A 22511-nucleotide genomic window follows, 5' to 3' on the forward strand; every position below is an offset into this window, starting at 1 on the left:
CTCCGCAAGGCTCAGTTGATCTCGCTCCGCCATCGCCGTCTCCGATCCAATGCCAAACCATTGAATCACCAATCGCCAATAACGCAACGATCCCCGCAAGGGGGAGGGAAACCTCGCTCAGTCATCAAACCGCTTGCCGCGCCCGGCCTTGATATCGCCGCGCCGCTTTTTGCTTTCCAGACGGCGCTTTTTGGAGCCGAGCGTCGGCTTGGTGGCGCGGCGCACCACCGGCCGGATCGCAGCTTCCTTGAACAATTCCACCAGCCGCTCGATGGCATCGGCGCGGTTGCGCTCCTGGGTGCGGAAGCGCTGGGCGTGGATCACAATCACGCCGTCCTTGGTCATGCGCTGGCCGGCGAGCCGCGCCAGCCGCAGCGCCATATCCTCCGGCAGCGTCAGCCGCTTGGTGTCGTAGCGCATCTGCGCGGCGGTCGAGAGCTTGTTGACGTTCTGCCCGCCGGGACCGGAGGCGCGCACGAAATCGAACTCGATGTCGTCTTCATCGATCGCGATGGAGCGGGTGATCCGCAAGAGGGGCATGGCGGCACCAAACGGGACGGAACGAACGGACAGCGCCGCATCACCGCGGCGCTACCCAAAAACAGCGCCGCCTCTGTAGCACAGCCGGCCGCGCGCTGGGAAAGGGCGCGGCGCGAGCCTCGGTCTATTCGCGTTGCGGAGCGCGCGCCCGCCCTCGCCTCAATTGGCGCGCGGCGGGGTCGCGGCCGCGGGCGACTGCGCCGCAGCTGCGGCCGGGCGGCCGACCACCACGCTGAGCAGGCCATCGGCCCACAGCCGCTTGGCGACGCGGCGCGCATCCTCGAGCGTCACGGCATCGACCAGCGCGTTGCGCTTCTCGATATAGTCGATCGGCAGCTTGTCCTGCTGATATTGCAGCAGCGCGGTCGCCAGCTTCGAGGAGGTGTCGAGCGACAGCATCTGCGAGCCTTTGAGATACGACTTCGCTTCCTCAAGCTCGGTGGCGCTCGGGCCCTCATCGGCCATGCGCTTGATCTCGGCATCGATCGCGGTCAGCGTCTCGGCAACGCGGTCGGCGCGGGTGCCGGTGTTGCCGATGAACAGCGCCGAATGCTCCATCCACAGCAGCGTGCCATAGACCGAATAGGCCAGGCCGCGCTTCTCGCGCACCTCATGATAGAGGCGCGAGGTCAGCGTGCCGCCGCCGACGATGTGGTTGACCACATAGCCGGCCATGAAATCCGGATCGTTGCGCTTCAGGCCCGGGCCGCCAAAGGCCACGGCGGTCTGCGGCACGTCCATCGCCACGAATTCGCGCTTGGGCGGCTTGGTGGCCACCACATCGGCGACCGCGACCAGATCGGCCTTGGCCGGCAAGGCGCCAAAAGTGGCATCGAGCAGCCGGCCGAGCGCAGCGGCGTCGATATCGCCGACCACCGCGATCTTCAGATTGCTGCGCGCCAGCACGCGCTTGGCGTAGCTGCGCAGATCATCAATGGAGATCTTGCCGATGCTGTCGAGCGTACCGCTCGCCGGGCGGCCATAGGGATGATCGCCGAACGCCAGTTCCAGAAACTTTTTGTTGGCGTGCCAGCCCGGATTGGCCGATTGTCGGCGCAGCGTCGCGGACAGCTGCGCGCGCACCCGTTCGACATCGGCGGGCTCAAAGCGCGGCTTGGTCAGCGCCAGCCGCAGCAGGTCGAACGCCTCGTCGCGATGCTCGGTCAGCATGCGCAGCGAGCCGCGGAAGTAATCGCGGGTCGAGCTGAACGACAATTCGATCGCGCGGCGCTCCATGCGCTCATGGAAGCTGCGCGAGTCGAGATCGCCGGAGCCCTCATCGATCAGATTGGCAACCAGATGGCCGACGCCGGGCTTGTCGGCCGGGTCCTGGGTGGCACCGCCGTCAAAGCCGAACTCCATGGCGATCAGCGGCACGGTGGCGTCCTGCACGAACCAGGCTTCGATGCCGCCGGGCGACACCAGGCGCTGTACCTTGGCGGCGGCCGAAGCGGCGGTGACGGAAGCGGCGGCGATGCCGACGCCAATGGCGAGCACCAGCAGCGTGCGCAGCGGACGGACCATCACAGCGGCGATCACGAGCGTTTCTCCTCACGCTTGCCGCCATTGTCCTTGATCAGATAACCGGTGACCGAGCGGTTCTTGTCGAGCCAGCGCTGCGCGGCGGCGCGCACCTCGTCGGAGGTCACGGCGCGGATCCGGTCCGGCCAGGCGCGGATGTCATCGACCCCAAGGCCGACCGCGAGACCGGCGCCATACCAGCGCGCCAGCGCCGCCTGGCTGTCCTGGGTGTAGATCGCTTCGGCGATCAATTGCGTCTTGACCCGCTCCAGCGCTTCGGCCGGCACGCCGTTGCTGGCGACGTCGGCGATCACTTCGTCGATCGCCTGCTCGATCTTGCCAAATTCGACGCCCGGCTTCGGGGTCACCGCCAGCATGAAGTAGCTGTCATCGACCGCGGTGCCTTGATAGGAGGCGCCGGCGCTGACCGCGAGCGGCCGATCGATCACCAGCGCCCGGTACAGATAGGAATTGGCGCCGTTGCCGATCACCTGCGCCAGCACGTCGAGCGCCGCGCTTTCTTCGGGCTTGGTGGTCATCACCGAGGGCGCCAGATAGTAACGACGCAGCGCCGGCTGTTCGACCCGCGGATCGGCCAGCGTCACGGTGCGCGGCCCGGCCGGCACCGGCTCCTGCGGCCGCACCCGCCGTTCCGGGATCGCCGGCTGCGGCGCGATCGTGCCATAGGTGCGCTCGGCGATCGCGCGCACCTCATCCGGCTCGACATCGCCGCTGATCACCAGCGTGGCGTTGTTGGGCGCGTAGAAGCGGCGATAGAACGCCAAAGCGTCGTCGCGGTCGAGCTTCTCGATCTCCTGGCGCCAACCGATCACCGGCCGGCCATAGGGATGGTTGAGATAGAGCGCCGCCATGATCTGCTCGGTGAGCCGCGCATCCGGATTGTTGGCGACGCGCATGTTGAACTCTTCGAGCACCACATCGCGCTCCGGCAGCACGTTCTCATCCTTGAGCACCAGGCCGGTCATGCGATCGGCCTCAAACTCCATGATGGTGGCGAGCTTGTCACGCGGCACGCGCTGGAAATAGCCGGTGTAGTCGGTGGTGGTGAAGGCGTTCTCATTGCCGCCGATGCGCAGCACGGTCTGGCTGAAGGCGCCGGCCGGATTCTTGGCGGTGCCCTTGAACATCAGATGTTCGAGAAAATGCGCGAGCCCGGATTTGCCGGGGGTCTCGTCCGCCGAGCCGACCTTGTACCAGATCATCTGGGTGACGACCGGCGTGCGGTGATCGGGGATCACCACGACGCGCATGCCGTTGGGCAGCGTGAACGAGGCCGGCGCCTCGGAGCGCGGCGTCTGCGCGCCTGCGGCCGAGCCGAACAGCACGGCGAGGCTCAGCGTGATCGCGGCGAAGGCCCCGCGGCCACGGCGCAACGCGCGGGCCGGCGGGTTCATATGGCGCGGACCGCCAGCAATGGCGCGGCTCAATTGCTGGTCTCTTTGCCCGACATGATGTCGATGCGCTTATTGTTCAACGACTCCTTGGGGCCGGTGCCATAAGCATAGTCTGGCGACGGCGTCTGATAGCCGGTCGGCGGCTGGGTCAGCGTTTCGCGCGTCGGCTCGCCGGTGAAGGTCGCGGTCTCGGCCTTGTTGCCGCTGAACACGTTCCACAGCGAGCCGTTGAAGCCGAGCTGCGAGGGGCTCAGCATCGGGTTGTTGGCGCTGTTGCCGGGCGTCAGCGGCTCGGTCGGCGACGACGGCTTGGTCTTGGCCGCGGCAAGTTCGTTCGGCATCAGCGGCCGCGCGCCTTCATGGCCGACCGGCTTCTGCTTCTTGGCCTGGTCCTTCAGGCGACGCCGTTCGAGTTCTTCCGGATCGGTCGGCCAGTTCGGCGCCGTGATCGCGGCGGCCTGCGGCGGCGGCAGATCGAGCTTGGGCGGCACCACCAGCGGCGAGCGCTCGCGATAAGTGATACCGCGATTGTCCATATTGGTGCCGCCAAGGCCGGTCATGATGTTCTTGATGATCTTCTCCTCGAAAGTGGAGTCATCATCAGCTTCCGGATCGTCAGCCCGGGCCACATTCGAGGCCATCAGCACACCGATGCCGGCCACCACGGCGATCAGCCGGAAAGCCGACCACCAGCTCGCCGACGTCAACCACTGCAACCGATCGTTGGCTTGGCGTCCACGCATTGCGTCCATCCCGTTCAATCGACGAACTCAGCTCGCCGTACGCTCTACTTGATTGATATCCCAAGGGATCAGGGCGCTTTTACGGCGGGTTGCCCTCGGAAACTGTCATAGAGCAGCGCTGCGACGCCGGCAACGATCGCCACGTCGGCAAGGTTAAACACATACCAATTGTAAACCTTATCCCCGATCTGCGCATGCAGCAGCACGAAATCGACCACCGCGCCATGCGCCAGCCGGTCGATCAGATTGCCGATCGCGCCGCCGATGATCAGGCCGAGCGCCACCGCCACCAGGGTGCTGCCGGTGCGCGCCATCCAGATCGTCAGCGCCACCACGGCCACCGCCTTGACGCCGAGCATTAGCGATTGCCCGACCGGGCCCTGATCGGAGAACCAGCCGTAGCTGATCCCGGTGTTCCAGGCCAACACCAGGTCCATGAACGGCATCACCGGCACGACGCCCTGGCGGCCAAGCTCAAAACCGTAAAGCAGCCAAAGCTTTGACGCCTGATCCAGCAGCAGCGCCAGCAGCACGGCGATGATCCCGAAGCGCAGCGGCGCGTTCATGGGCGCACGCTCACGGCCGAGGATGGCCGGGACGAGCCCGGCCATGACACGTCTCTGTGGAGACCTGCGCCGCTCAAGACGCCGCCAGCCCGAGCGCCTGCCATTCGCGCAGCGCCTGAGCGTCGCGCGGCGACACGTCCGGGAATTCCGGATCGTCGCCGACCGTCGGCAGGATCTTCCAGGAACGTGCGCACTTCTTGCCCTGGGCCTTTTCGACCACCACGCCGACATCGGCCAGTTCCGGCAGCCGGAACGCATCGGCCGGCGGCGTGTCATTGCCGCGCAGCAGGGTGACCATGGCATTCGAGGTGATGCAGATCTCGGCCCAGTCGACGTCGTACAGATCACCCATGATCTGCTCAGGCAGATAGATCATCGGCGAGGCTTCCAGCGACGAGCCGATGCGCTTGGCGGCGCGTTCGACTTCCAGCGCGCCGGTGACCACGCGGCGGATCGCGCGGACCAGCACCCACTTCTTCTCCAGCGCCTCGTCGCGATACTGCTCGAGCCCTTCGGGGAACAGCGTCAGATGCACGCTCGGTTCGCCATCGGGCCGATAGAGCTGCCAGGCTTCATCGGCGGTGAACGACAGCGCCGGCGCGAGCCACTTCAGCACCGCGTCGCAGATGATGTCGATCGCAGTCAGCGCCGCCTTGCGGGTCAGCGACGACGGCGGCTCGCAATACAGCGTGTCCTTGCGCACATCGAAATAGAACGCCGACAATTCGGTGTTCATGAAGTTCGCGAGCGAGGCGATCACGGTCTTGTAGTCGAACGCCGCATAGGCCTCGCGCACGATCGCGCTCTGCCCGGCGAGCTGATGCAGCATCAAGCGCTCCAGCTCCGGCATCTGATCGAACGGCACCGCCTGGTCGCGCTTGTAGTGATGCAGCGTGCCAAGCATCCAGCGGATCGAGTTGCGCAGCTTGCGATAGGTCTCGACCACGTTTTTCAGGATTTCCGGGCCGATGCGCTGATCGTCAGCGTAGTCGGTGGCGCACACCCACAGCCGCAGGATGTCGGCGCCGGACTGCGCGATCACCTTCTGCGGCTCGACGGTGTTGCCGAGCGACTTCGACATTTTGCGGCCGTTCTCATCGAGCGTGAACCCGTGAGTCAGCACATAGTCATAGGGCGCGCGGCCGCGGGTGCCGCAGCTTTCCAGCAGCGAGGAGTGGAACCAGCCGCGGTGCTGGTCCGAGCCCTCGAGATACATCACGCTGTCCTGGCCGCCATCGACCTTGCGATGAATGCCAGCCAGCCCCGGGAAATGCACCGGGTCTTCCAGCACGAAGGCGTGGGTCGAGCCTGAGTCGAACCAGACGTCGAGAATGTCGTCGACCTTCTGCCAGTCCTCATTGGCGCGCGAACCCAGGAAGCGCTCGCGGGCGCCTTCCATGTACCAGGCATCGGCGCCTTCCTGCTCGAACGCTTCGGCGATGCGCTGATTGACCGCTTCATCAACCAGGATTTCGGCCGAGCCGTCGCCGTTCTCGCGCACGAACACCGCGATCGGCACGCCCCAGGCGCGCTGGCGCGAGATCACCCAGTCCGGACGGCTGGAGATCATGCCGGTGATGCGGTTCTGGCCGGCGGGCGGCACCCATTGCGTCACCGAGATCGCCTGCAGCGCCCGGGCGCGCAGCGTGTCGCCAGACTTGGCGGCGCCGCCATCGGCGATGTCCTTGTCCATCGCGATGAACCATTGCGGCGTGTTGCGGAAGATCACCGCCTTTTTGGAGCGCCATGAATGCGGATACTGATGCTTGAGCTTGCCGCGCGCCAGCAGCCTACCGCGCGCGATCAATTCCTGGATCACCGCCTCGTTGGCGTCGCCCTTCTCGCCCTTGTCGTTGATCACCCGCTTGCCGACCAAGCCGGGCACCTGCTCGGTGTAGGCGCCGTTTTCATCGACAGTGTAGGGAATGGTCGAGGAGATGCCGCGCGCTTCCAGCGCCCTGGCATTGTGCGTCCAGATCTCGAAGTCTTCGCGGCCATGGCCGGGCGCGGTGTGCACAAAGCCGGTGCCGGTGTCGTCGGTGACGTGATCGCCATCGAGCAGCGGCACCGTGAACTGATAACCGCCACCCAGGCCGCACAGCGGATGGGCGCATTCCAGCGACTTCAGCGTTTCGGCGGCAACGACGGCGACCTTCTCAAAAGCCACCACGCGCGCCTGCTTGAACACGCTTTCAGCCAGCGCATCGGCGAGGATCAGCAGATCGCCGGTTTTCGCCCAGTTATCAGCCGGCGCGTCGGTGACCTTGTAGAGACCGTAGCCGATCTTGGACGAGAAGCTGATGGCGCGGTTGCCGGGCAGCGTCCAGGGCGTGGTGGTCCAGATCACGACCGACGCATCCGCCAGATCACCTCTCCCCGCTTGCGGGGAGAGGTCGGCGCGCAGCGCCGGGTGAGGGGGCGTTTCGACAAGGGAAGCCCCCTCACCCCGACCCTCTCCCCGCGCGCGGGGAGAGGGAGAAGTGACCGCGAACTTCACCCACACGGTATCCGAGGTGTAGTCCTCGTACTCGACCTCGGCCTCGGCCAGCGCGGTCTTTTCGACCACGCTCCACATCACCGGCTTGGAACCGCGATACAGCGTGCCGTTGGCAGCGAACTTCATCAGCTCGCGCGCGATCTGCGCCTCGGCGGCGTAGTTCATCGTCGCGTAGGGATGATCCCAATCGCCGATCACGCCGAGCCGCTTGAACTCGTCGCGCTGCACGTTCAGCCATTTGGTGGCATAGCCGCGGCATTCCTTGCGGAACGCGACCATCGCCGCCGAATCCTTGAAGTTCGGCTTCGGCTTGCCCTTGGAGCGGTAATTCTCCTCCTCGATCTTCCATTCGATCGGCAGACCGTGGCAATCCCAGCCAGGCACATAGTTGGAGTCGTGACCGAGCATCTGCTGGCTCTTGGTCACCACGTCCTTCAAAATCTTGTTGAGCGCATGCCCGATATGGATGTTGCCGTTGGCATAGGGCGGGCCGTCGTGCAGCACGAATTTCGGCCGTCCCTTGGCCACCTTGCGGAGCTGGCCATACAGGTCCATCTCCGCCCAGCGCTTGAGCAGTTCCGGCTCGCGCTGCGGCAGCCCAGCGCGCATCGGAAAGTCCGTCTGCGGCAGGAACAGGGTTTTGGAATAATCGAGGGTTTCGGTTTTTTCGGGCGTGTCGGTCATGGCGCCGTCAATAGCGGTTTTGCTGCGCCGGGGAAACCCGAACGCATTGCACGGAAAGCAAATCTGCACCGACTTGCCCCGATTGCCGGCCTGCGGCAAGCCCCGGTTGAAAACCCTCTCCGAAAGGCTAATCTCTTGATCGAATGGAGGGTTTCATGACCGCGAAGTCGCTGGCCGAGACCGTCGAGCGGTTCAAGGAGCTGCGGCGAAAAGGCGACAGCCGATCCGTCGAGGCTTTCATCTCTGATGAATCCCTGCTCGATCAGACCGAGACCATCCGCACGCAGGAGCAGGACCAGGCGGTGCGCTCCATTCCAGTGGGGCCCGAGCGCGCCGACGCGATCTTCCGGTCGGTCGCGACGCTCGCGCTCGCTGAACGGGTGTTCGGCAACCGGGACAAGGCGCAAGCTTGGCTGACACGGCCCAACCGGGCGCTGAACGGCCAACGCCCAGCCGACCTGTTGCAGGATGAGCTTGGCGCCGCCGTGGTGCAGGAGCTGCTGGAGCAGATCGACCACGGCATTTTCGCCTGAGCGTCGATGGAGCTGAATGCGGGGCGCATCACGATTGCCGAGATCATCCACGCGCCGTTCGACCCGCGGCTATAGCGTTGTCCAGCAAAGTGGATGCCGGTTCGCGTCAAGAAAACGCGTCAGAACATCAAGTTATACCAGAGGCCCCTACCATTGACCCGTCATGCCCGCGCTTGTCGCGGGCATCCACGTCTTGAAAGCGCTGCAAGATCAAAGACGTGGATGGCCGGGACGAAGCCCGGCCATGACTTGCGGATAGGTTGGTATCAATGGCCGTTGGTATCAGAGCCTCGGTTCTGATTCACTCAGAACCAACAGCTCAGCCGATCTTGCCCAGTTTCGGGAACGCATCCGGTGCGGCGGCCAGCGCGGCGCGGGCCCGGATGGTATCATCGTCCATTTGGGTGATCAGCGCGGCGATCGAGTCGAACTTGGCCTCAGGGCGGATGAAGTCGATGAAGGCGACGTCCAGGGTCTGGCCATAGAGGTCGCCCTTGAAATCGAACAGGAACACTTCGAGCAGCGGCGCGCCATTGTCGAAGGTCGGGCGCCGGCCGAAATTGGCGACGCCATCGATCCTTCGGCCGCCGACCTCGACCCGCACCGCATAGATGCCGTGCTTCAGGCCACAAGTGGGCGACAACCGCAGATTGGCGGTCGGATAGCCGAGTTCCCGGCCGCGCTTGTCGCCATGGATCACCTCGCCGGTGACGAACCACGGCGCGGTCAGCATCGCGGTGGCGTCCTGGATCCGGCCTTCCGATAGCGCCACCCGGATCGCGCTCGACGACACCGGCAGATCGCCGACATCGACATGGGGCTGGACATCGACCTCGATGCCGAGCTTCGGCAATTCGCTGGCCAGCAGGCTCGGCGAGCCAACACGGCCTTTGCCGAAATGGAAATTGTAACCGACCGCAATGCCGGACACGCCGAGCCGGCCGACCAGCTCATCGTGAATGAAGGCATCGGCCGGGGTCGCGGCACGCTTGGCGTCGAAGCCGAGCAGAATGACGCCGTCGAGCCCGGTGCCGGCCAATAGCCGCAGCTTGCCATTGATGTCGGCCAGCCAGAATTCCGGATTTTGCGGGTTGAAGAACGCGCGCGGATGCGGCTCGAACGTCACCGCAAACGCCGGCTTGCCGCGGCTGCGCGCCATCTCCAGACAGGCGCCGATCACCGCGCGATGGCCGCGATGCACGCCGTCGAAATTGCCCATCGCCACCGCGGCACCCCGCGGGATCGCGGACGCCGGCGTGTTATCCCGGATCACGGCAAAAGCAGTCGTCATTGTGTGGATGTCATTCAATTCATGAAGGGTGGGGCGCGAACTGACGCGCTCAAGGTGCCTGAGTCAAGCACGGCCGCCGACGCTGGCGCCGCGCCTGCTCACGCTTGCGCGATCGTTAGCCGCCGCGCACCGGCGGCATCGTCACCTGATCGCGGCGGCAGGCGCGGCGATCGATCTCCTCGCAAGCGCGGAACTGCAGATCCTTGCTCATGCAGATTCGCACCTCGCTCAGCCTGGTGCGATTGCAGGTCACCGCGATCGCCGACCGGCTCAGGCCCGGATTGGCCTTGATGAACGCCTCTTCGATCTGATCCGGCGTCAGCGTCTTTTCGGACTCCAGATCGATGAATTCGTCAGGAATCTTCACCGACGAGCGCGCCTTGCGGATGGTTTCGAAATAAGGCCGCGCCGTCAGGCCCGAACAGGTGCCGTGCTTGTCCCATTCATGGAAGATCAGCCCCGGCGCAGGCATCAGATCGAGCATCGAGGTCATGATCTCGCGCGGCAGCCGCGGTGCTGGCACCTGGCAATAATCCGGAAAGCCGCGTTCATATTGCGGCCACAGCCCGTGCACCACGAAGGAGAACGGCCGACTCCTGTCGCATTGGGTCTGCTGGTTGCGGCCGGACTGGCCGCGCTCGGCGGCCTCCGCGCAATAAGACGGCGACCATGACAGCGACAGCACGTAAAAATCGAAAGCACCCGGCGCGTTCTGCCGGCGGTCCTGCGCATTGGCGGCGCCGCCTGCGCCCGCGATGATCGCCGCTGCCAGCAGCAGCGTTTTAGCCCCAAACGTCTTCATGGTCGTGGTTCCCTGCCCGCGGCCAGACTAGACGTTCGCCGGCGCTCGCTCAACTGCGGCGCGTGCGTCAATCAGACGGCGCGAGATCAGGGACGCGCGGCCTTGCAGGCCGGATTGTAGGCCCAGTCGCGATCGAGGCCGACCACGCAGAATTCGACGCCATGGCCGAACGAGGCAAAACCGCCGTCCTCGATGATCGAGTAATGCAGCTTGCGGGCCTTGCCGTCGTTGAACAGCGCGGTGCCCGAGCAGAACCGGCGCGGAATATTGTCGGACTGCCAGGGCCGCAGCGCGGTTTCATGGATGTCGGTGAAGCCGGTGATCTCCAGGCGCGAGTTCCAGAAGGTCTGCTCCTTCTCGGTGAACTGCGAGTTGATCGCGGTCAGCCCGGCTTCGCAGGACGGCAGCTGGCCGTCATAGCGCGGCCCGGACATCCAGAAATTCATCTCCAGGAAGTTGGCGGCCTGCGCGGGCGGCGTCAGCGCCAGCGCACCCAGCAGCGCCGCTGCGCCCAACACCGGCATTTTGGCAAATGAAAGAAGGTCGCGCATGTCGAGGTCCGCCCCATGGATTCCGCGCGAACGGTGCCGCGAAGCCGGCAGCAGGTCAAGTGCACCGGGGCCACACTGCCCGACAACCCGCGTTTGCCCCCGTGCGGTGCGCTTTCCATCGCCGCGGTTGCGGCCTAGAGTTGGAGCACTGCGCCGCGCACCGTGGCGGCGCGACCAGAGGGGAGAGAATGATGCGAAGGATCGTGGCGGCGACTTTGGCCGTGGTCGGCGTGTTTGGTGCAAGCGCAGCCAAGGCGGACTATGTGCCGATGGTCAAGGGCAACGATACCGGCGGCATCATTTCCTACAATCTGGTCGGCCATGCCGACATCAAGGCGATCGCCGCCGACCACTGCGCCCGTTACGGCAAGGTGGTGAAGCTGCTCGGCGTGCAGACCCAATATGGCGGCTACATCTCGTTTGCTTGCCGCTGGGTGCCCTATGGCGCCGACGAGCGGCCGCTGCGGGTGCGCTACTGAGCTGAATTGATCGGTAGGAGGCGGGCATGACCCGAGGCTGCGCGTGGTTGGCGCTGGCGCCGGCATTTTGGCTGGCCACCGCTCCGGCGGTCGCGATCGAGGTCGAGATGCCGAACCGCAAGCCGGGCTTGTGGGAGATGAAGATGGTCAATTCCGGCGTCGCCGGGATGACCATGCAGCACTGCACCGACGAGGTCACCGACAAGCAGCTGCGCACCGCCTACTCGCCGATGGCCAAGGAAATCTGCAGCAAGAATGTCGTGCAGAAGACCGCGACCGGCTACATCACCGACGCGGTGTGCACGGTCGGCGGCGTCACCATGAACTCGCATTCGGTGATCAATGGCGATTTCAATTCCGCCTACACCGTCAATGTCAGCTCGGAGCAGCAGGGCGCGCCGTCCGGCGTGCCGCAGCGCACCTCGATGACGCTGGAAGCGAAATGGCTCGGCCCGTGCAAGCCGGAGCAGAAGCCGGGCGATATCGTGATGCCGGGCGGCTTCAAGATCAACGTCAACGACATGGACAAGCTCAAGGGCCTGCTGCCGCGCTAACCGCTTGAGCGGCGGTGATGCGGCCGGCTGTGTGCGCTACGCCACATCGCCGGTAGAATCGCGCGGCGCGCTCCCCGCCGCAATTGACAGCCCGCAGGTGACTCTCGATGTTACAATGTAACATTGGCTGACCTCAGGTCAGCCGGCGATGGGGTCGCTGGGCTGCGCGGCATGGGGCTGATCAGAACAAATCGACGGAGCGGATCGTGGCTGGCGCTGATGGCGCTGCTGCTGCAGATCGTGCTGTCGTTCGGCCATGTGCACGGGCTTGCCGAATTCGCCGACGCGACGGGACACGCCGCGCTCGCCGCCGCGGCACCGACCTCGCCCGGTGAGCCGGCCGGCTCCGATCCTGACGGCGACCACCACGGCGCCCCGGACTTGTGCGCGATCTGCGCCACTTTGGCGCTGGTCCATGCCGGCGTCGCGGCCACGCCGCCGGCACTGCCGCTGCCGGCCTTGGCGGGCAGCGCCGATAGCCGCGCCCTGCCCGCGCCGGCGCACGCCGCGCTCAATGCCACGGCGTTCCAGCCGCGCGCGCCGCCAGCCGCCTGACATCCTGCCTTGCCGCCAAACCGCCGCGCGCCGCACCGGCCCGCGCGGCACCATGAACTCGCCGCCAGCGCCGAGACTGCTCGGCTGCCGGCGCGCCGCGACGCCTCAGGAAAGTCATGTCGTCATTGAAACCAACCTCGCTGCTGCTCGCCTGCAGCTCCGCCGCGCTATTGCTGCCCGGCCCCTGCGCCCCGGCGCTGGCCCAGACCGCCACCGCGCTGCCGGAAATCACCGTCACCGCCGCGAGCCCGATTACCCGGCGCAAGCCGGCGCCGCGGCCCGCCGAGCCCGCCGCAACTCCGGCGCCGGTTGCCGCCGAGCAGCCGCCGCAGCAGGGCATCCTGCCGGTGGTCACCGATCAGTTCGCCACCGTCACCGTGGTGCCGAACGAGGAAATCCGCCGCAGCGGCGAGGCGACGCTCGGCGATCTGCTGTTCTCCAAACCCGGCATCACCGGTTCGAGCTTTGCGCCCGGCGGGGCCAGCCGCCCGATCATCCGCGGCCTCGACGTCAACCGGGTCGGCATTGTCGAAAACGGCATTGGCGGCGGCGGCGTATCCGATCTTGGCGAAGACCATTTTGTGCCGATCGATCCGTTGGCCACCAACCGCATCGAAGTGATCCGCGGCCCGGCGGCGCTGCGCTATGGCTCGACCTCGATCGGCGGCGTGGTCAGCGCCAGCAACAACCGCATCCCGGAGGCGATGCCGAGCTGCGCCGCGCCGTTCCGCACTTTTGGCCCGTCCGACGCCAAACCGTTCGGCTCGCCCTGCGTCACCGCCGAGACCCGCACCTCGTTCGACACCGTCGATCGCGGCCTTGAGGGCGGCGTGCTGTTCGACGCCGGCGCCAAGCAATTCGCGCTGCATGCCGACGCCTATGGCCGCAAGGCCGGCGACTACGACATTCCCGGCTATCCCTATCTCAATGACCCGGGCTATCCGGTGAACGGCCGGCAGCCCAATTCCGGCGTGCGCGCCAGCGGCGGTTCGGTCGGCGGCTCCTATCTGTTCGACGGCGGCTTCATCGGCGCGGCGCTGACCCAGAACGACTCGCTGTACCGGATTCCCGGCCTTGACGGCGCCAATCACCAGACCCGGATCGACGCGCGCCAGACCAAGCTGACCGTCAAGGGCGAGTATCGCCCCGACAGCGCCATGATCGACGCGATTCGGCTATGGGTCGGCAGCACCGATTATCGCCACAACGAGATCGGCCTTGCCGATTTGGCGATTCCGGCCAGCGACGGCGTGCGCCAGACCTTTACCAACAAGGAGCAGGAAGGCCGCGTTGAGGTGCAGTTCGCGCCATTCGACGCGCGCTTTGCGGCGATCACCAGCGCGGTCGGCGTGCAGGGCGGCTATCAGAAACTGACCGCCTCCAGCCCGGACGATCCAGGCTCGCTCTACAATGGCCTGTTCAATCCGAACGATAATTATCGGATCGCCGGCTACGCTTTCAACGAGTTCAAATTCACCAACTCGACACGGGCGCAGATCGCCGGCCGGATCGAACATGTCGAGCTGAAGGGCGCTACCCCGAGTTTCCCGGCCGACTACATCCCGAATTTCCTGCCACAGGAGTCGATCGCTCAGCAGCGCTCGTTCACGCCAAAGAGCGGCAGCATCGGCCTGCTGCAGGACCTGCCCTACGGCCTGGTTGCCAGCGTGTCGGCGCAATATGTCGAGCGCGCGCCAAAGCCGGCCGAACTGTTTTCGCGCGGCGGGCACGACGCCACCGCGACCTTCGACATCGGCAATCCGAACCTGAAGATCGAAACCGCAAAAACGCTGGAAGTCGGGCTGCGCAAGGCCGATGGCCCGCTGCGCTTTGAAGCGACGATGTACTACACGCGCTTCAACAACTTCATCTACCGGCGGCTGACCGGGCTGATGTGCGGCGAGGATTTTGACTCCTGCGGCGACGGCAATCCCGACAACGAGCTGAATCAGGCGGTGTATTCGCAGCGCGACGCCGTGTTCCGCGGCGGCGAAATCCAGAGCCAGCTCGACATCGGCGCCTTCCATGGCGGCATCTGGGGTGTCGAAAGCCAGCTCGACGTGGTGCGCGCCACCTTCACCGATGGCACCAACGTGCCGCGCATTCCGCCGGTGCGCGCCGGCGGCGGCCTGTTCTGGCGTGACGCCAACTGGCTGACCCGGGTCAACCTGTTGCACGCGATGGCGCAGAACAACGTGGCGCCGATCGCCGAAACGCCGACGCCCGGCTACAATCTGCTGAAAGCGGAAGTCAGCTACCGCACCAAGCTCGATCCGGCGCGCTATGGCGCCAACGAAATGACGCTTGGTCTGGTCGGCAACAATCTGCTCAACGAGCCGATCCGCAGCGCGGTGTCCTACACCAAGGACAATGTGCTGATGCCGGGCCTTGGCGTGCGCGCCTTTGCCAATCTGAAGTTCTAAGCGTCACTGGATCGGAGCCGCGCCGCGGCGTGGCTCCGGTTCGCCCGTTACGACTTGCGGGCGTAGCGCCAGTCGGGGCGGATCGCGCCGGACACGTCATTGAACGCGCCGTCCACCAATTCGGCGACCAGCAGCCGGCGCGGATCGACCGGCCCCGGCATGGTGACCCGGCCCTTGGGGATCGCCTTAAACCCGTTGCGGCCATAATAGGGCTCGTCGCCAACCAGCAGCACCAGCCGGTGGCCCTGCGCCCTGGCATCGTCGAGCGCGCGTTGCAGCAGCGCCTTGCCGACGCCGCGGCCGCGGAACGGCGGCTCCACGGTCAAGGGCCCGAGCAGCAGCGCCGGCACATCGCCGATCGCGATCGGCAATTGCCGCACCGAGCCGACCAGCAGGGTGTTGACCCAGGCGGTGAACGACAGCTCGAACAGGTGGTCGACATGCTCGCGCAGCCGATAGGCGCTGAGCGCGAACCGGCCCGGCCCAAAGGTGCGCTCGTGCAGCCGTTCGATCGCCTGAGCGTCGTTGGCGGTTTCAGGAATGATGGTGAGAGCAAGATCGGTCATAAGGGGCGCCGCATAGCATTTGCGCCGCGCGCGGTCCATGGGCTCGATCGGGACAAGGTGGCCTCAGGCCCCGGCATCGTCGGCGGCGGACACGTTGTCCGGCCGCCAGGTCGCGATCGGCGCCGCGCCCTGCAGCACCTCGGCAATGCGCAAGCGGGTGCCGAGCGTGGTGTCCTCCGGCAGCGCGTCGGGGGCGAAGAACCTGGCTTCGGCGATCTCGTGGTTCGGCTCAGGCAGCCGGTCCTGGCGAAATTCCCGAACCACATAGACCGCGACGTGGTCGCGCCGCGACACATGATTGTTGAGGAATACGCCGTGCAGCACTGGCTCGCCGATCAGCTCGATCCGGCCTTCTTCCAGCAATTCGCGGCGCAGCGCGCCGACAAAAGTCTCGCCGACCTCGACGCCGCCGCCCGGCAATTGCCAGCCTGCGACATAGGTATGGCGGATCAGAAACACCTGGCCGCTTGGGTCCAGCACCAGGCCGCGCACGCCGAGCGTCATGCCGCGCGCCAGCCGCCAATAGAAGTGAAACACCCGGCGCAGCGCCGGCTCCAGCGCGCGCCGCAGCGGCGACAGATCCATGGCGTCGTCCCCTCTCCCGGTCTTTGGCCTGCTTGCGCCGGATCAGTCGGCTTGTAAAGCGCGCGCGGCATTGTCGGATTTGCGCGGCCTCGTTGACGGCAGCTCAGCCCCAGGCATCTGATCGGCGCCATGAGGTTTACCATGCGTCACACAACCCACCCCCTGCTCGCCATCACCGCCGCGGCGTTGCTCTCGGTCCCACTGCCCCGCGCGGCCACCGCGCAGCCGGCCCCGGCCGCCTTTGACGGCTTTTTGGCTGGGCTGACCGAATGTCAGTTCAGCCCAGATTTTCAGAAATTCCGCAGCGGCGTGATCGAGCGCTTCGCCAATCCGGCGTTCAGCAAGCAGCCGGTCGCCAACAAGAGCGCGGCGGTGCCGCTGCCCGCGGCGCTGTCCGGCGCGATCGATATCGAGGGCGCACGGCTGCGCAGCGACGATGACGGCGAATCGACCACCGTCGATATTCCCGTGACCGGCACGTATGGCGGCCTGCCGCTCAAAAACCTGTTGTTCGTGCTCGGTAATGAGAACGGCATCGCCATCGCCGGTGCCGAATTCGCGGCGCCGCGCGACCAGGTGGTCAAGACCTTTGGGCCGGCGATCAAGCGCGGCACTGCGCGGCTGAAGAAGACCGCCGACGAATTTCCGATGTCGGTCGGCTTTGGCAAGCCGCCCGCGGCATCGATCTATTGCGACCAGTCGAATTAACGCGCGGCTTCAGCGAAGCGCGCGCTGAGCAGCGTGCGCGGATGTCGATCAGACACAAAAAATCCCGCGGATCGATGAAACGATCGCGGGATTTCCTTCGACCAATTACCCCTGCCAGTACATCCGTGGTCAGAGCTTATTGGTCGCTGCAGCGCTGGCGGATTACGCCGCGCGCAGGTTCTCGGCAGCAGCCTTGCCGGAGCGGCGGTCGGCAACGACGTCATACGACACCTGCTGCCCTTCGCTGAGCGTGCTCATGCCGGCGCGTTCAACCGCGCTGATATGAACGAAAACGTCGCGATCGCCATTCGACGGCTGGATGAAGCCAAAACCCTTTTGGCTGTTGAACCACTTCACGGTACCGGTATTCATTGCATAGTCCTTCACTGTAGGCGTGCACGGGAGGCTGCGCGCAACACGATGCTGCGCACTTGGTCCCTTGATGTCGATTTTGGAGAAGTTCTGAAACGTGCGCGCCGTCAGTGAAGACGGAGAAGCGGCCCAGTTGTTCGGCCAAGTATCGATGGCTCAATATCTAGTGGTCGATTGCGGCCGATTCAAGACGGTCTGTCAAAATAGTCCTGCATCGACTCGAAAGCGTCGCTACAGCCACTTCTTCCATTTGAAGAACATGTACGGCACCACCGCGACGATCAGCATCATCACCAGTGCTATCGGATAGCCCAAATTCCACTCGAGTTCGGGCATGGCACGGAAGTTCATGCCATAGATCGAGGCGATCAGCGTCGGCGGCATCAACACCACCGCCATCACCGAGAACAGCTTGATGATGTTGTTCTGCTCGAGATTGACGACGCCGAGCATGGCATCGAGCACGAAGGTGATCTTGTTCGACAGATAAGAGGCGTGGTCGGTCAGCGACATCACGTCACGCTGCATGGTCTTGAGTTGCGCGCGCATTTCCTTCGACCATTTCAAGCCGTCGGACTCGGTCATCACAAAAGTCACCAGACGGCCGATCGAAACCAGGCTTTCGCGCACCTTCGACACCAAGTCGCCCTTGCGGCCGATCGCGATCAGAATGTCGGAATAGCGCTTCGGGTGCCCGGTGCGGGCGCTGCCCTCCGGCTCAAAGATCGCGCGGCTGACCTGATCGACGTCGGCGCCGGCCCGTTCCAAAATGTCGGCGGCGCGGTCGATCACCGCGTCCAGCAGCTCCAAAAGTATCGTTACACCGTTGGTGCCGGGCGAGATGGCGCGCGCCAGCTTGTTCTCGACCAGCACGAACGGCCGCGGGGAATCATAGCGCACCGTGATCAGCACGCGGTTGGCGAGAATGAAGGTGATCGGGCTGATGCGCGGCGACTCGCTGTCGGCGGCGCACACCAGCGAGGCGGTCATGAAACGCGCGCCGTTCTCGATATAGAGCCGGCTGGAGATCTCGATCTCCTGCATGTCTTCGCGGGTCGGGATCGCCACCCCGGTCAGCCGCTCCACCGCCCGGTCTTCTTCCGCGGTCGGCCGGTCGAGGTCGATCCAGGCGGTACCCTCAGGCAATCGTTCCAGGTCGCTGCCCCAGGACTTCCTCAGCGCGGCATCGTCAGCGGGGGCGAAGATCGCGAGCATGGCAACTCCAGAGTGTACAAGGAGCGGGAACGGGACCCGCTTGCAGTGCGCAACGCGCTACGGTTTGGCAAGCGCAAAGCGCAGCGAAAGGCAGGGTTGCCAACCGGCAATGACGGCACTGTGACATCTGCGCCGCCTTGCCGCAGCGCAACATGCCCAGTGTTTCGGCAGCCGCCCCGCACGCTGAGACATAAATATCACAACTGCAAGCGGTGTGGTGAAAGCGCGATCTAAGCGCTGGAAAGCAGGGTGGATTCGGCGATAATCAAGACCGTGAAAGCTGACATTTTGCAGGTGGGTTGCGGTGCCGTTTCGGCGCCGCTCTTTGATTGGAATGGGATCAATGGCGTCGATTGCATCGAAACTGGGTTTGCTGGCCGTAGGCCTCATGCTGTCGGGCTGTATGCAGACCACTTACCAGGCGGCGCCCGAAACCTCGTTGAAACCGAGTGACAAGGCGCAGCTGGCGAAGGCCCGCTACGCCAAGGTGTCGGTGCCGGAGCCGTTCCGCCGCGCCATCGTCGACTACCACCGCAAGGAAAGCCCCGGCACCATCGTCGTCGATTCCGACAACCATTACCTGTATCTGGTGCAGGATGGCGGCAAGGCGATCCGTTACGGCGTCACCGTGGGCGAAGAAGCGCTGGCGTTCTCGGGCATCGCCCGGGTCGGCAACATGGCCGAGTGGCCGAAATGGACCCCGACCGCCGACATCCACAAGCGCATCGAGGGGCTGCCGGCTTCGGTGCCCGGCGGCATCGATAATCCGCTCGGCGCGCGCGCGCTGTATCTGTATCAGGGCAGCCGCGACACCCTGTTCCGGATTCACGGCACCAACCAGCCGGAATATATCGGCGCCTCGATCTCCTCGGGCTGCATCCGCATGACCAACGAGGACGTCATCGACCTGTATAGCCGCGTCAAGGTCGGCACCATCGTCGTGGTGCTCGATCCCAAGCAGGGCGACTCGCCGCACAATTCCAAGATGGCGCTGGGCTTCGGCGGCGGCACCGCGGTTCAGTAAGTCCGAGCCGGCCGCCTCTGGCGGCCGACCTCGCAGGTTTCAGAGCCAAATTTCAGACGATTACAAGCGCCGGTGCTCCCGGCGCTTTTTTGTTGCCTGCTTGCTCTTGGCTGGCTTGGCGGCAACCGGCGGCGGTTCGGCCTCGGCGCCTTCCGGCTCAGCAACCTGCTGCGGATCACCGGCGGCCGGTTCTTCGACGGCCGTCGGCCGCGCGCTGACCGCACCGGCGCCCTCGGCGCCGGGACGCGGCGGCGCCTCATCCGGCCGCACCGCCGGCAGCAGCGGCGCCACCTTGGGCAGCGGGTCCCAGACGTGCCAATTGCAGACGCGGTAGTCAGGCCGTCCCGGCGCCAGATCGAGATGGATGTGATCCTCGTGATAGCCATCCGAGCCCGGGCCGAGCACGGTCGAGAACCGCGCGCACACCGAGCCGACCACCTTCTCGCGCAGCGCGCGCGGCACGGTGCGATCGGTCAGCGAGACCGTCTGGCCGTTGGCCAGTTTGAGCGCGCGGATATCGATGGCATTGGCGCGGCCGTGCTCGGACAGCTTGCCGCCCTTCTGACGATTGCGGCCGCGGCATTCATAGGCATCAAAATTGTCGATCTCGACGATCTCGGTGCCGCGCGTGGCGGCAAGCGGCGATAGATCATCGCGCACCCAGTTCACCAATTCGCGCGCCATCGCGCAGCGCAGCACCGCGGCCGGCTTGACCGCGACCTGACTGTGATCGGGCAACACCACCGCTTCCAGCCGCACCAGATCTTCGCCGCCACACGCGCCCGGCCCTTTGATGTCCGGGATCGACGGCGCGATGGCAATCTGTTCGGTCAGCGACAACCGACATGGCGAGGGCGGCTTGGTGTGCGCTTGCGGTGCAACAGCTTGCGGTGCCGTTTCGGCCGATGGCTCGGCCTGCTCCCCGACAGGTTCTGAGAACGTTGGATCAGCTTCGATAGCAGCAGGGGCAGCCGCCGGACGCGGCTTCGGCAACGGCACTGCGGCATTGGCATTTCCTGGATAAGGAATAACCAGCAGCGCGGTTGCAACGACAACTAACAGTGTTTCGCTGCGGCGAACGTGGTGAGATGTCCATTTGCCGCGGCGCGTCTTCACGCTAAGATCGGTTTCAATCCCGAAGGGATAAAGAACAGGAGGAACGTTCCAATGCACGGACTGATGCAAGATTGGCCCTTGTTGTGTCATCGGATTATCGACCATGCGGCGATGATCCATGGTGGTCGCGAAGTTGTCACCCGGTCGGTCGAGGGTCCGATTCACCGCACCACTTACAGCGAGATTCGGCAGCGCTCATTGCAGGTGGCGCAGCGTCTGGATCGCGACGGCATCAAGCTCGGTGACCGGGTCGCCACCATCGCCTGGAACACCTGGCGCCATCTCGAAGCATGGTACGGAATTATGGGTATCGGCGCGATCTGCCATACCGTCAACCCGCGTCTTTTCCCCGAACAGATTGCCTGGATCATCAACCACGCCGAAGACCGGATGGTGATGACCGACCTGACCTTCGTACCGATTCTGGAAAAGATCGCGTCGCAGCTACCGAGCGTCGAGCGCTTCATCATCCTCACCGACGCCGCGCACATGCCGCAGACCACGCTGAAGAACGCGGTCGCCTATGAGGAGTGGATCGCCGAGGCCGACGGCAACTTCCAGTGGAAGACCTTTGACGAAAATACCGCCGCGGCGATGTGCTATACCTCCGGTACCACCGGCGACCCGAAGGGCGTGCTGTATTCGCACCGCTCCAACGTGCTGCACGCGCTGATGGCCAATAATGGCGACGCGCTCGGCACCACCACCAAGGACACCATGCTGCCCGTGGTGCCGCTGTTCCACGCCAATAGCTGGGGCATCGCGTTCTCGGCGCCGTCGATGGGCACCAAGCTGGTGATGCCGGGTCCGAAACTCGACGGCGCCTCGGTCTATGAGCTGCTCTCCACCGAAAAGGTCACCCACACCGCCGGCGTGCCGACCGTGTGGCTGATGTTGCTGCAATACATGGAGAAGGAAAAGAAGACCCTGCCCGATCTGCGCATGGTGGTGTGCGGCGGCTCGGCGATGCCGCGCGCCATGATCAAGGCGTTCACCGACATGGGCATCGAAGCGCGTCACGCCTGGGGCATGACCGAGATGAGCCCGCTCGGCACCACCTGCTCGCTGCAGCCGCAATTTACCAGCCTGCCGCGCGAAAAGCAGCTCGACGTGCTGCAGACCCAGGGCTTCCCGCCCTTCATGGTGGAAATGAAGATCACCGACGACGCCGGCAAGGAGCTGCCGCGCGACGGCAAGACTTTTGGCCGGCTCAAGGTGCGCGGCCCGGCGGTGGCGGGGCGCTATTTCCGCGTCGATAGCGACATCCTTGATGAGGACGGCTATTTCGACACCGGCGACGTCGCCACGCTCGACGGCTACGGCTACATGCGCATCACCGACCGCTCCAAGGACGTGATCAAGTCCGGCGGCGAGTGGATTTCCTCGATCGATCTGGAAAACCTCGCGGTCGGCCATCCCAAGGTGGCGGAAGCGGCGGTGATCGGCGTCTATCATCCGAAATGGGATGAGCGGCCGCTGTTGATCGTGCAGCTCAAGCCGGATGCGACCTGCACCCGCGACGAGATCCTGCAGTTCATGGATGGCAAGATCGCCAAGTGGTGGATGCCGGACGACATCGTGTTCGTCGAGGCGATCCCGCACACCGCGACCGGCAAGATCCTCAAAACCGCGCTGCGCGATCAGTTCTCGAACTACCGGCTGCCGACCGCCGCGGCGTAACCGGCACCGCGGTACAGCATCACGTACCAACTCACCTCTCCCCGCGCGCGGGGAGAGGTGACGACCAACCGAAGTCCCTTGAATTTGCCGT

General features: G+C 65.1%; 22 protein-coding genes. 8 read left to right on the forward strand and 14 right to left on the reverse strand.

Annotated features, from left to right (window positions below; translation table 11 throughout):
* Positions 1-117: 117 nt before the first annotated feature.
* The 6 genes from arfB to ileS all read right to left on the reverse strand — a co-directional run bounded on the left by arfB (position 118) and on the right by ileS (position 7966).
* Positions 118-540: an alternative ribosome rescue aminoacyl-tRNA hydrolase ArfB gene (gene arfB / locus BJ122_RS04760; RefSeq protein ID WP_110780014.1), complete on the reverse strand. Its 423-nt coding sequence runs from the start codon at positions 538-540 to the stop codon at positions 118-120.
* Positions 541-699: 159 nt separating this feature from the next.
* Positions 700-2064: a M16 family metallopeptidase gene (locus BJ122_RS04765; protein ID WP_110780146.1), complete on the reverse strand. Its 1365-nt coding sequence runs from the start codon at positions 2062-2064 to the stop codon at positions 700-702.
* A gap of 11 nt (positions 2065-2075) precedes the next feature.
* Positions 2076-3476 carry a M16 family metallopeptidase gene (locus BJ122_RS04770; RefSeq protein ID WP_110780145.1) on the reverse strand — a complete coding sequence of 467 codons (1401 nt, stop codon included), beginning with the start codon at positions 3474-3476 and terminating at the stop codon, positions 2076-2078.
* Between the two features lie 29 nt (positions 3477-3505).
* Positions 3506-4219, reverse strand: a complete 714-nt coding sequence (locus BJ122_RS04775; protein WP_110780015.1) for a hypothetical protein — start codon at positions 4217-4219, stop codon at positions 3506-3508.
* A gap of 68 nt (positions 4220-4287) precedes the next feature.
* On the reverse strand, positions 4288-4785 hold the full coding sequence (lspA, locus tag BJ122_RS04780) for a signal peptidase II (protein WP_110780147.1): 498 nt from the start codon (positions 4783-4785) through the stop codon (positions 4288-4290).
* Positions 4786-4858: 73 nt separating this feature from the next.
* Positions 4859-7966, reverse strand: a complete 3108-nt coding sequence (ileS, locus tag BJ122_RS04785) for an isoleucine--tRNA ligase (RefSeq protein ID WP_110780148.1) — start codon at positions 7964-7966, stop codon at positions 4859-4861.
* Positions 7967-8121: 155 nt separating this feature from the next.
* Here ileS and BJ122_RS04790 point away from each other — a divergent pair, with 155 nt between their 5' ends.
* Positions 8122-8499: an MbcA/ParS/Xre antitoxin family protein gene (locus tag BJ122_RS04790; protein WP_103012483.1), complete on the forward strand. Its 378-nt coding sequence runs from the start codon at positions 8122-8124 to the stop codon at positions 8497-8499.
* Between the two features lie 319 nt (positions 8500-8818).
* Here BJ122_RS04790 and BJ122_RS04795 read toward each other — a convergent pair whose 3' ends face one another.
* The 3 genes from BJ122_RS04795 to BJ122_RS04805 all read right to left on the reverse strand — a co-directional run bounded on the left by BJ122_RS04795 (position 8819) and on the right by BJ122_RS04805 (position 11143).
* Positions 8819-9790 carry a bifunctional riboflavin kinase/FAD synthetase gene (locus BJ122_RS04795; protein WP_103012479.1) on the reverse strand — a complete coding sequence of 324 codons (972 nt, stop codon included), beginning with the start codon at positions 9788-9790 and terminating at the stop codon, positions 8819-8821.
* A 115-nt stretch (positions 9791-9905) separates the two neighbouring features.
* A complete protein-coding gene (locus BJ122_RS04800) occupies positions 9906-10592 on the reverse strand; it encodes a ribonuclease T2 family protein (RefSeq protein WP_110780016.1) in 687 nt (228 codons plus the stop codon).
* Positions 10593-10678: 86 nt separating this feature from the next.
* Positions 10679-11143 carry a hypothetical protein gene (locus BJ122_RS04805; RefSeq protein ID WP_110780017.1) on the reverse strand — a complete coding sequence of 155 codons (465 nt, stop codon included), beginning with the start codon at positions 11141-11143 and terminating at the stop codon, positions 10679-10681.
* Between the two features lie 191 nt (positions 11144-11334).
* Here BJ122_RS04805 and BJ122_RS04810 point away from each other — a divergent pair, with 191 nt between their 5' ends.
* The 4 genes from BJ122_RS04810 (at position 11335) to BJ122_RS04825 (ending at position 15154) form a co-directional block, all read left to right on the forward strand.
* On the forward strand, positions 11335-11622 hold the full coding sequence (locus BJ122_RS04810) for a hypothetical protein (RefSeq protein WP_110780149.1): 288 nt from the start codon (positions 11335-11337) through the stop codon (positions 11620-11622).
* Positions 11623-11648: 26 nt separating this feature from the next.
* The gene (locus BJ122_RS04815; protein WP_103012476.1) at positions 11649-12176 is read left to right on the forward strand and encodes a DUF3617 domain-containing protein; all 528 of its coding nucleotides are present in this window, start codon (positions 11649-11651) and stop codon (positions 12174-12176) included.
* A gap of 219 nt (positions 12177-12395) precedes the next feature.
* Positions 12396-12731 carry a DUF2946 family protein gene (locus BJ122_RS04820; RefSeq protein ID WP_181418878.1) on the forward strand — a complete coding sequence of 112 codons (336 nt, stop codon included), beginning with the start codon at positions 12396-12398 and terminating at the stop codon, positions 12729-12731.
* Between the two features lie 116 nt (positions 12732-12847).
* A complete protein-coding gene (locus BJ122_RS04825) occupies positions 12848-15154 on the forward strand; it encodes a TonB-dependent receptor (protein ID WP_110780019.1) in 2307 nt (768 codons plus the stop codon).
* 47 nt (positions 15155-15201) lie between these two features.
* Here BJ122_RS04825 and BJ122_RS04830 read toward each other — a convergent pair whose 3' ends face one another.
* On the reverse strand, positions 15202-15720 hold the full coding sequence (locus BJ122_RS04830) for a GNAT family N-acetyltransferase (RefSeq protein WP_110780150.1): 519 nt from the start codon (positions 15718-15720) through the stop codon (positions 15202-15204).
* A 63-nt stretch (positions 15721-15783) separates the two neighbouring features.
* Entirely contained in the window at positions 15784-16305 is a 522-nt protein-coding gene (locus BJ122_RS04835) for an NUDIX domain-containing protein (protein ID WP_110780020.1), read from the reverse strand.
* 141 nt (positions 16306-16446) lie between these two features.
* Between BJ122_RS04835 and BJ122_RS04840 the strand changes: the two genes are divergently transcribed.
* Entirely contained in the window at positions 16447-17013 is a 567-nt protein-coding gene (locus BJ122_RS04840; RefSeq protein ID WP_110780021.1) for a hypothetical protein, read from the forward strand.
* Positions 17014-17175: 162 nt separating this feature from the next.
* On the opposite strand, the gene BJ122_RS04845 is transcribed toward BJ122_RS04840, so the two are convergent.
* Positions 17176-17385 carry a cold-shock protein gene (locus BJ122_RS04845; protein ID WP_110780022.1) on the reverse strand — a complete coding sequence of 70 codons (210 nt, stop codon included), beginning with the start codon at positions 17383-17385 and terminating at the stop codon, positions 17176-17178.
* A 231-nt stretch (positions 17386-17616) separates the two neighbouring features.
* The gene (locus tag BJ122_RS04850; protein WP_110780023.1) at positions 17617-18600 is read right to left on the reverse strand and encodes a magnesium transporter CorA family protein; all 984 of its coding nucleotides are present in this window, start codon (positions 18598-18600) and stop codon (positions 17617-17619) included.
* Positions 18601-18943: 343 nt separating this feature from the next.
* Here BJ122_RS04850 and BJ122_RS04855 point away from each other — a divergent pair, with 343 nt between their 5' ends.
* Complete coding sequence (locus BJ122_RS04855; protein ID WP_110780024.1) at positions 18944-19624, forward strand: L,D-transpeptidase; 681 nt, start codon at positions 18944-18946, stop codon at positions 19622-19624.
* A gap of 60 nt (positions 19625-19684) precedes the next feature.
* On the opposite strand, the gene BJ122_RS04860 is transcribed toward BJ122_RS04855, so the two are convergent.
* Positions 19685-20464: an extensin family protein gene (locus BJ122_RS04860; RefSeq protein WP_430694758.1), complete on the reverse strand. Its 780-nt coding sequence runs from the start codon at positions 20462-20464 to the stop codon at positions 19685-19687.
* 327 nt (positions 20465-20791) lie between these two features.
* Here BJ122_RS04860 and BJ122_RS04865 point away from each other — a divergent pair, with 327 nt between their 5' ends.
* Positions 20792-22420 carry a fatty-acid--CoA ligase gene (locus BJ122_RS04865; protein WP_110780026.1) on the forward strand — a complete coding sequence of 543 codons (1629 nt, stop codon included), beginning with the start codon at positions 20792-20794 and terminating at the stop codon, positions 22418-22420.
* The last annotated feature ends 91 nt before the right edge of the window (positions 22421-22511 follow it).

It is taken from the genome of Rhodopseudomonas faecalis, assembly GCF_003217325.1.
Classification (GTDB): Bacteria; Pseudomonadota; Alphaproteobacteria; order Rhizobiales; family Xanthobacteraceae; genus Rhodopseudomonas; species Rhodopseudomonas faecalis.

Coding starts and splice junctions, on each gene's coding strand:
- arfB (WP_110780014.1), bottom strand. CDS start 540: ATGCCCCTCTTGCGGATCACCCGCTCCATCGCGATCGATGAAGACGAC.
- BJ122_RS04765 (WP_110780146.1), bottom strand. CDS start 2,064: ATGGTCCGTCCGCTGCGCACGCTGCTGGTGCTCGCCATTGGCGTCGGC.
- BJ122_RS04770 (WP_110780145.1), bottom strand. CDS start 3,476: ATGAACCCGCCGGCCCGCGCGTTGCGCCGTGGCCGCGGGGCCTTCGCC.
- BJ122_RS04775 (WP_110780015.1), bottom strand. CDS start 4,219: ATGCGTGGACGCCAAGCCAACGATCGGTTGCAGTGGTTGACGTCGGCG.
- lspA (WP_110780147.1), bottom strand. CDS start 4,785: ATGAACGCGCCGCTGCGCTTCGGGATCATCGCCGTGCTGCTGGCGCTG.
- ileS (WP_110780148.1), bottom strand. CDS start 7,966: ATGACCGACACGCCCGAAAAAACCGAAACCCTCGATTATTCCAAAACC.
- BJ122_RS04790 (WP_103012483.1), top strand. CDS start 8,122: ATGACCGCGAAGTCGCTGGCCGAGACCGTCGAGCGGTTCAAGGAGCTG.
- BJ122_RS04795 (WP_103012479.1), bottom strand. CDS start 9,790: ATGACGACTGCTTTTGCCGTGATCCGGGATAACACGCCGGCGTCCGCG.
- BJ122_RS04800 (WP_110780016.1), bottom strand. CDS start 10,592: ATGAAGACGTTTGGGGCTAAAACGCTGCTGCTGGCAGCGGCGATCATC.
- BJ122_RS04805 (WP_110780017.1), bottom strand. CDS start 11,143: ATGCGCGACCTTCTTTCATTTGCCAAAATGCCGGTGTTGGGCGCAGCG.
- BJ122_RS04810 (WP_110780149.1), top strand. CDS start 11,335: ATGCGAAGGATCGTGGCGGCGACTTTGGCCGTGGTCGGCGTGTTTGGT.
- BJ122_RS04815 (WP_103012476.1), top strand. CDS start 11,649: ATGACCCGAGGCTGCGCGTGGTTGGCGCTGGCGCCGGCATTTTGGCTG.
- BJ122_RS04820 (WP_181418878.1), top strand. CDS start 12,396: ATGGCGCTGCTGCTGCAGATCGTGCTGTCGTTCGGCCATGTGCACGGG.
- BJ122_RS04825 (WP_110780019.1), top strand. CDS start 12,848: ATGTCGTCATTGAAACCAACCTCGCTGCTGCTCGCCTGCAGCTCCGCC.
- BJ122_RS04830 (WP_110780150.1), bottom strand. CDS start 15,720: ATGACCGATCTTGCTCTCACCATCATTCCTGAAACCGCCAACGACGCT.
- BJ122_RS04835 (WP_110780020.1), bottom strand. CDS start 16,305: ATGGATCTGTCGCCGCTGCGGCGCGCGCTGGAGCCGGCGCTGCGCCGG.
- BJ122_RS04840 (WP_110780021.1), top strand. CDS start 16,447: ATGCGTCACACAACCCACCCCCTGCTCGCCATCACCGCCGCGGCGTTG.
- BJ122_RS04845 (WP_110780022.1), bottom strand. CDS start 17,385: ATGAATACCGGTACCGTGAAGTGGTTCAACAGCCAAAAGGGTTTTGGC.
- BJ122_RS04850 (WP_110780023.1), bottom strand. CDS start 18,600: ATGCTCGCGATCTTCGCCCCCGCTGACGATGCCGCGCTGAGGAAGTCC.
- BJ122_RS04855 (WP_110780024.1), top strand. CDS start 18,944: ATGGCGTCGATTGCATCGAAACTGGGTTTGCTGGCCGTAGGCCTCATG.
- BJ122_RS04865 (WP_110780026.1), top strand. CDS start 20,792: ATGCACGGACTGATGCAAGATTGGCCCTTGTTGTGTCATCGGATTATC.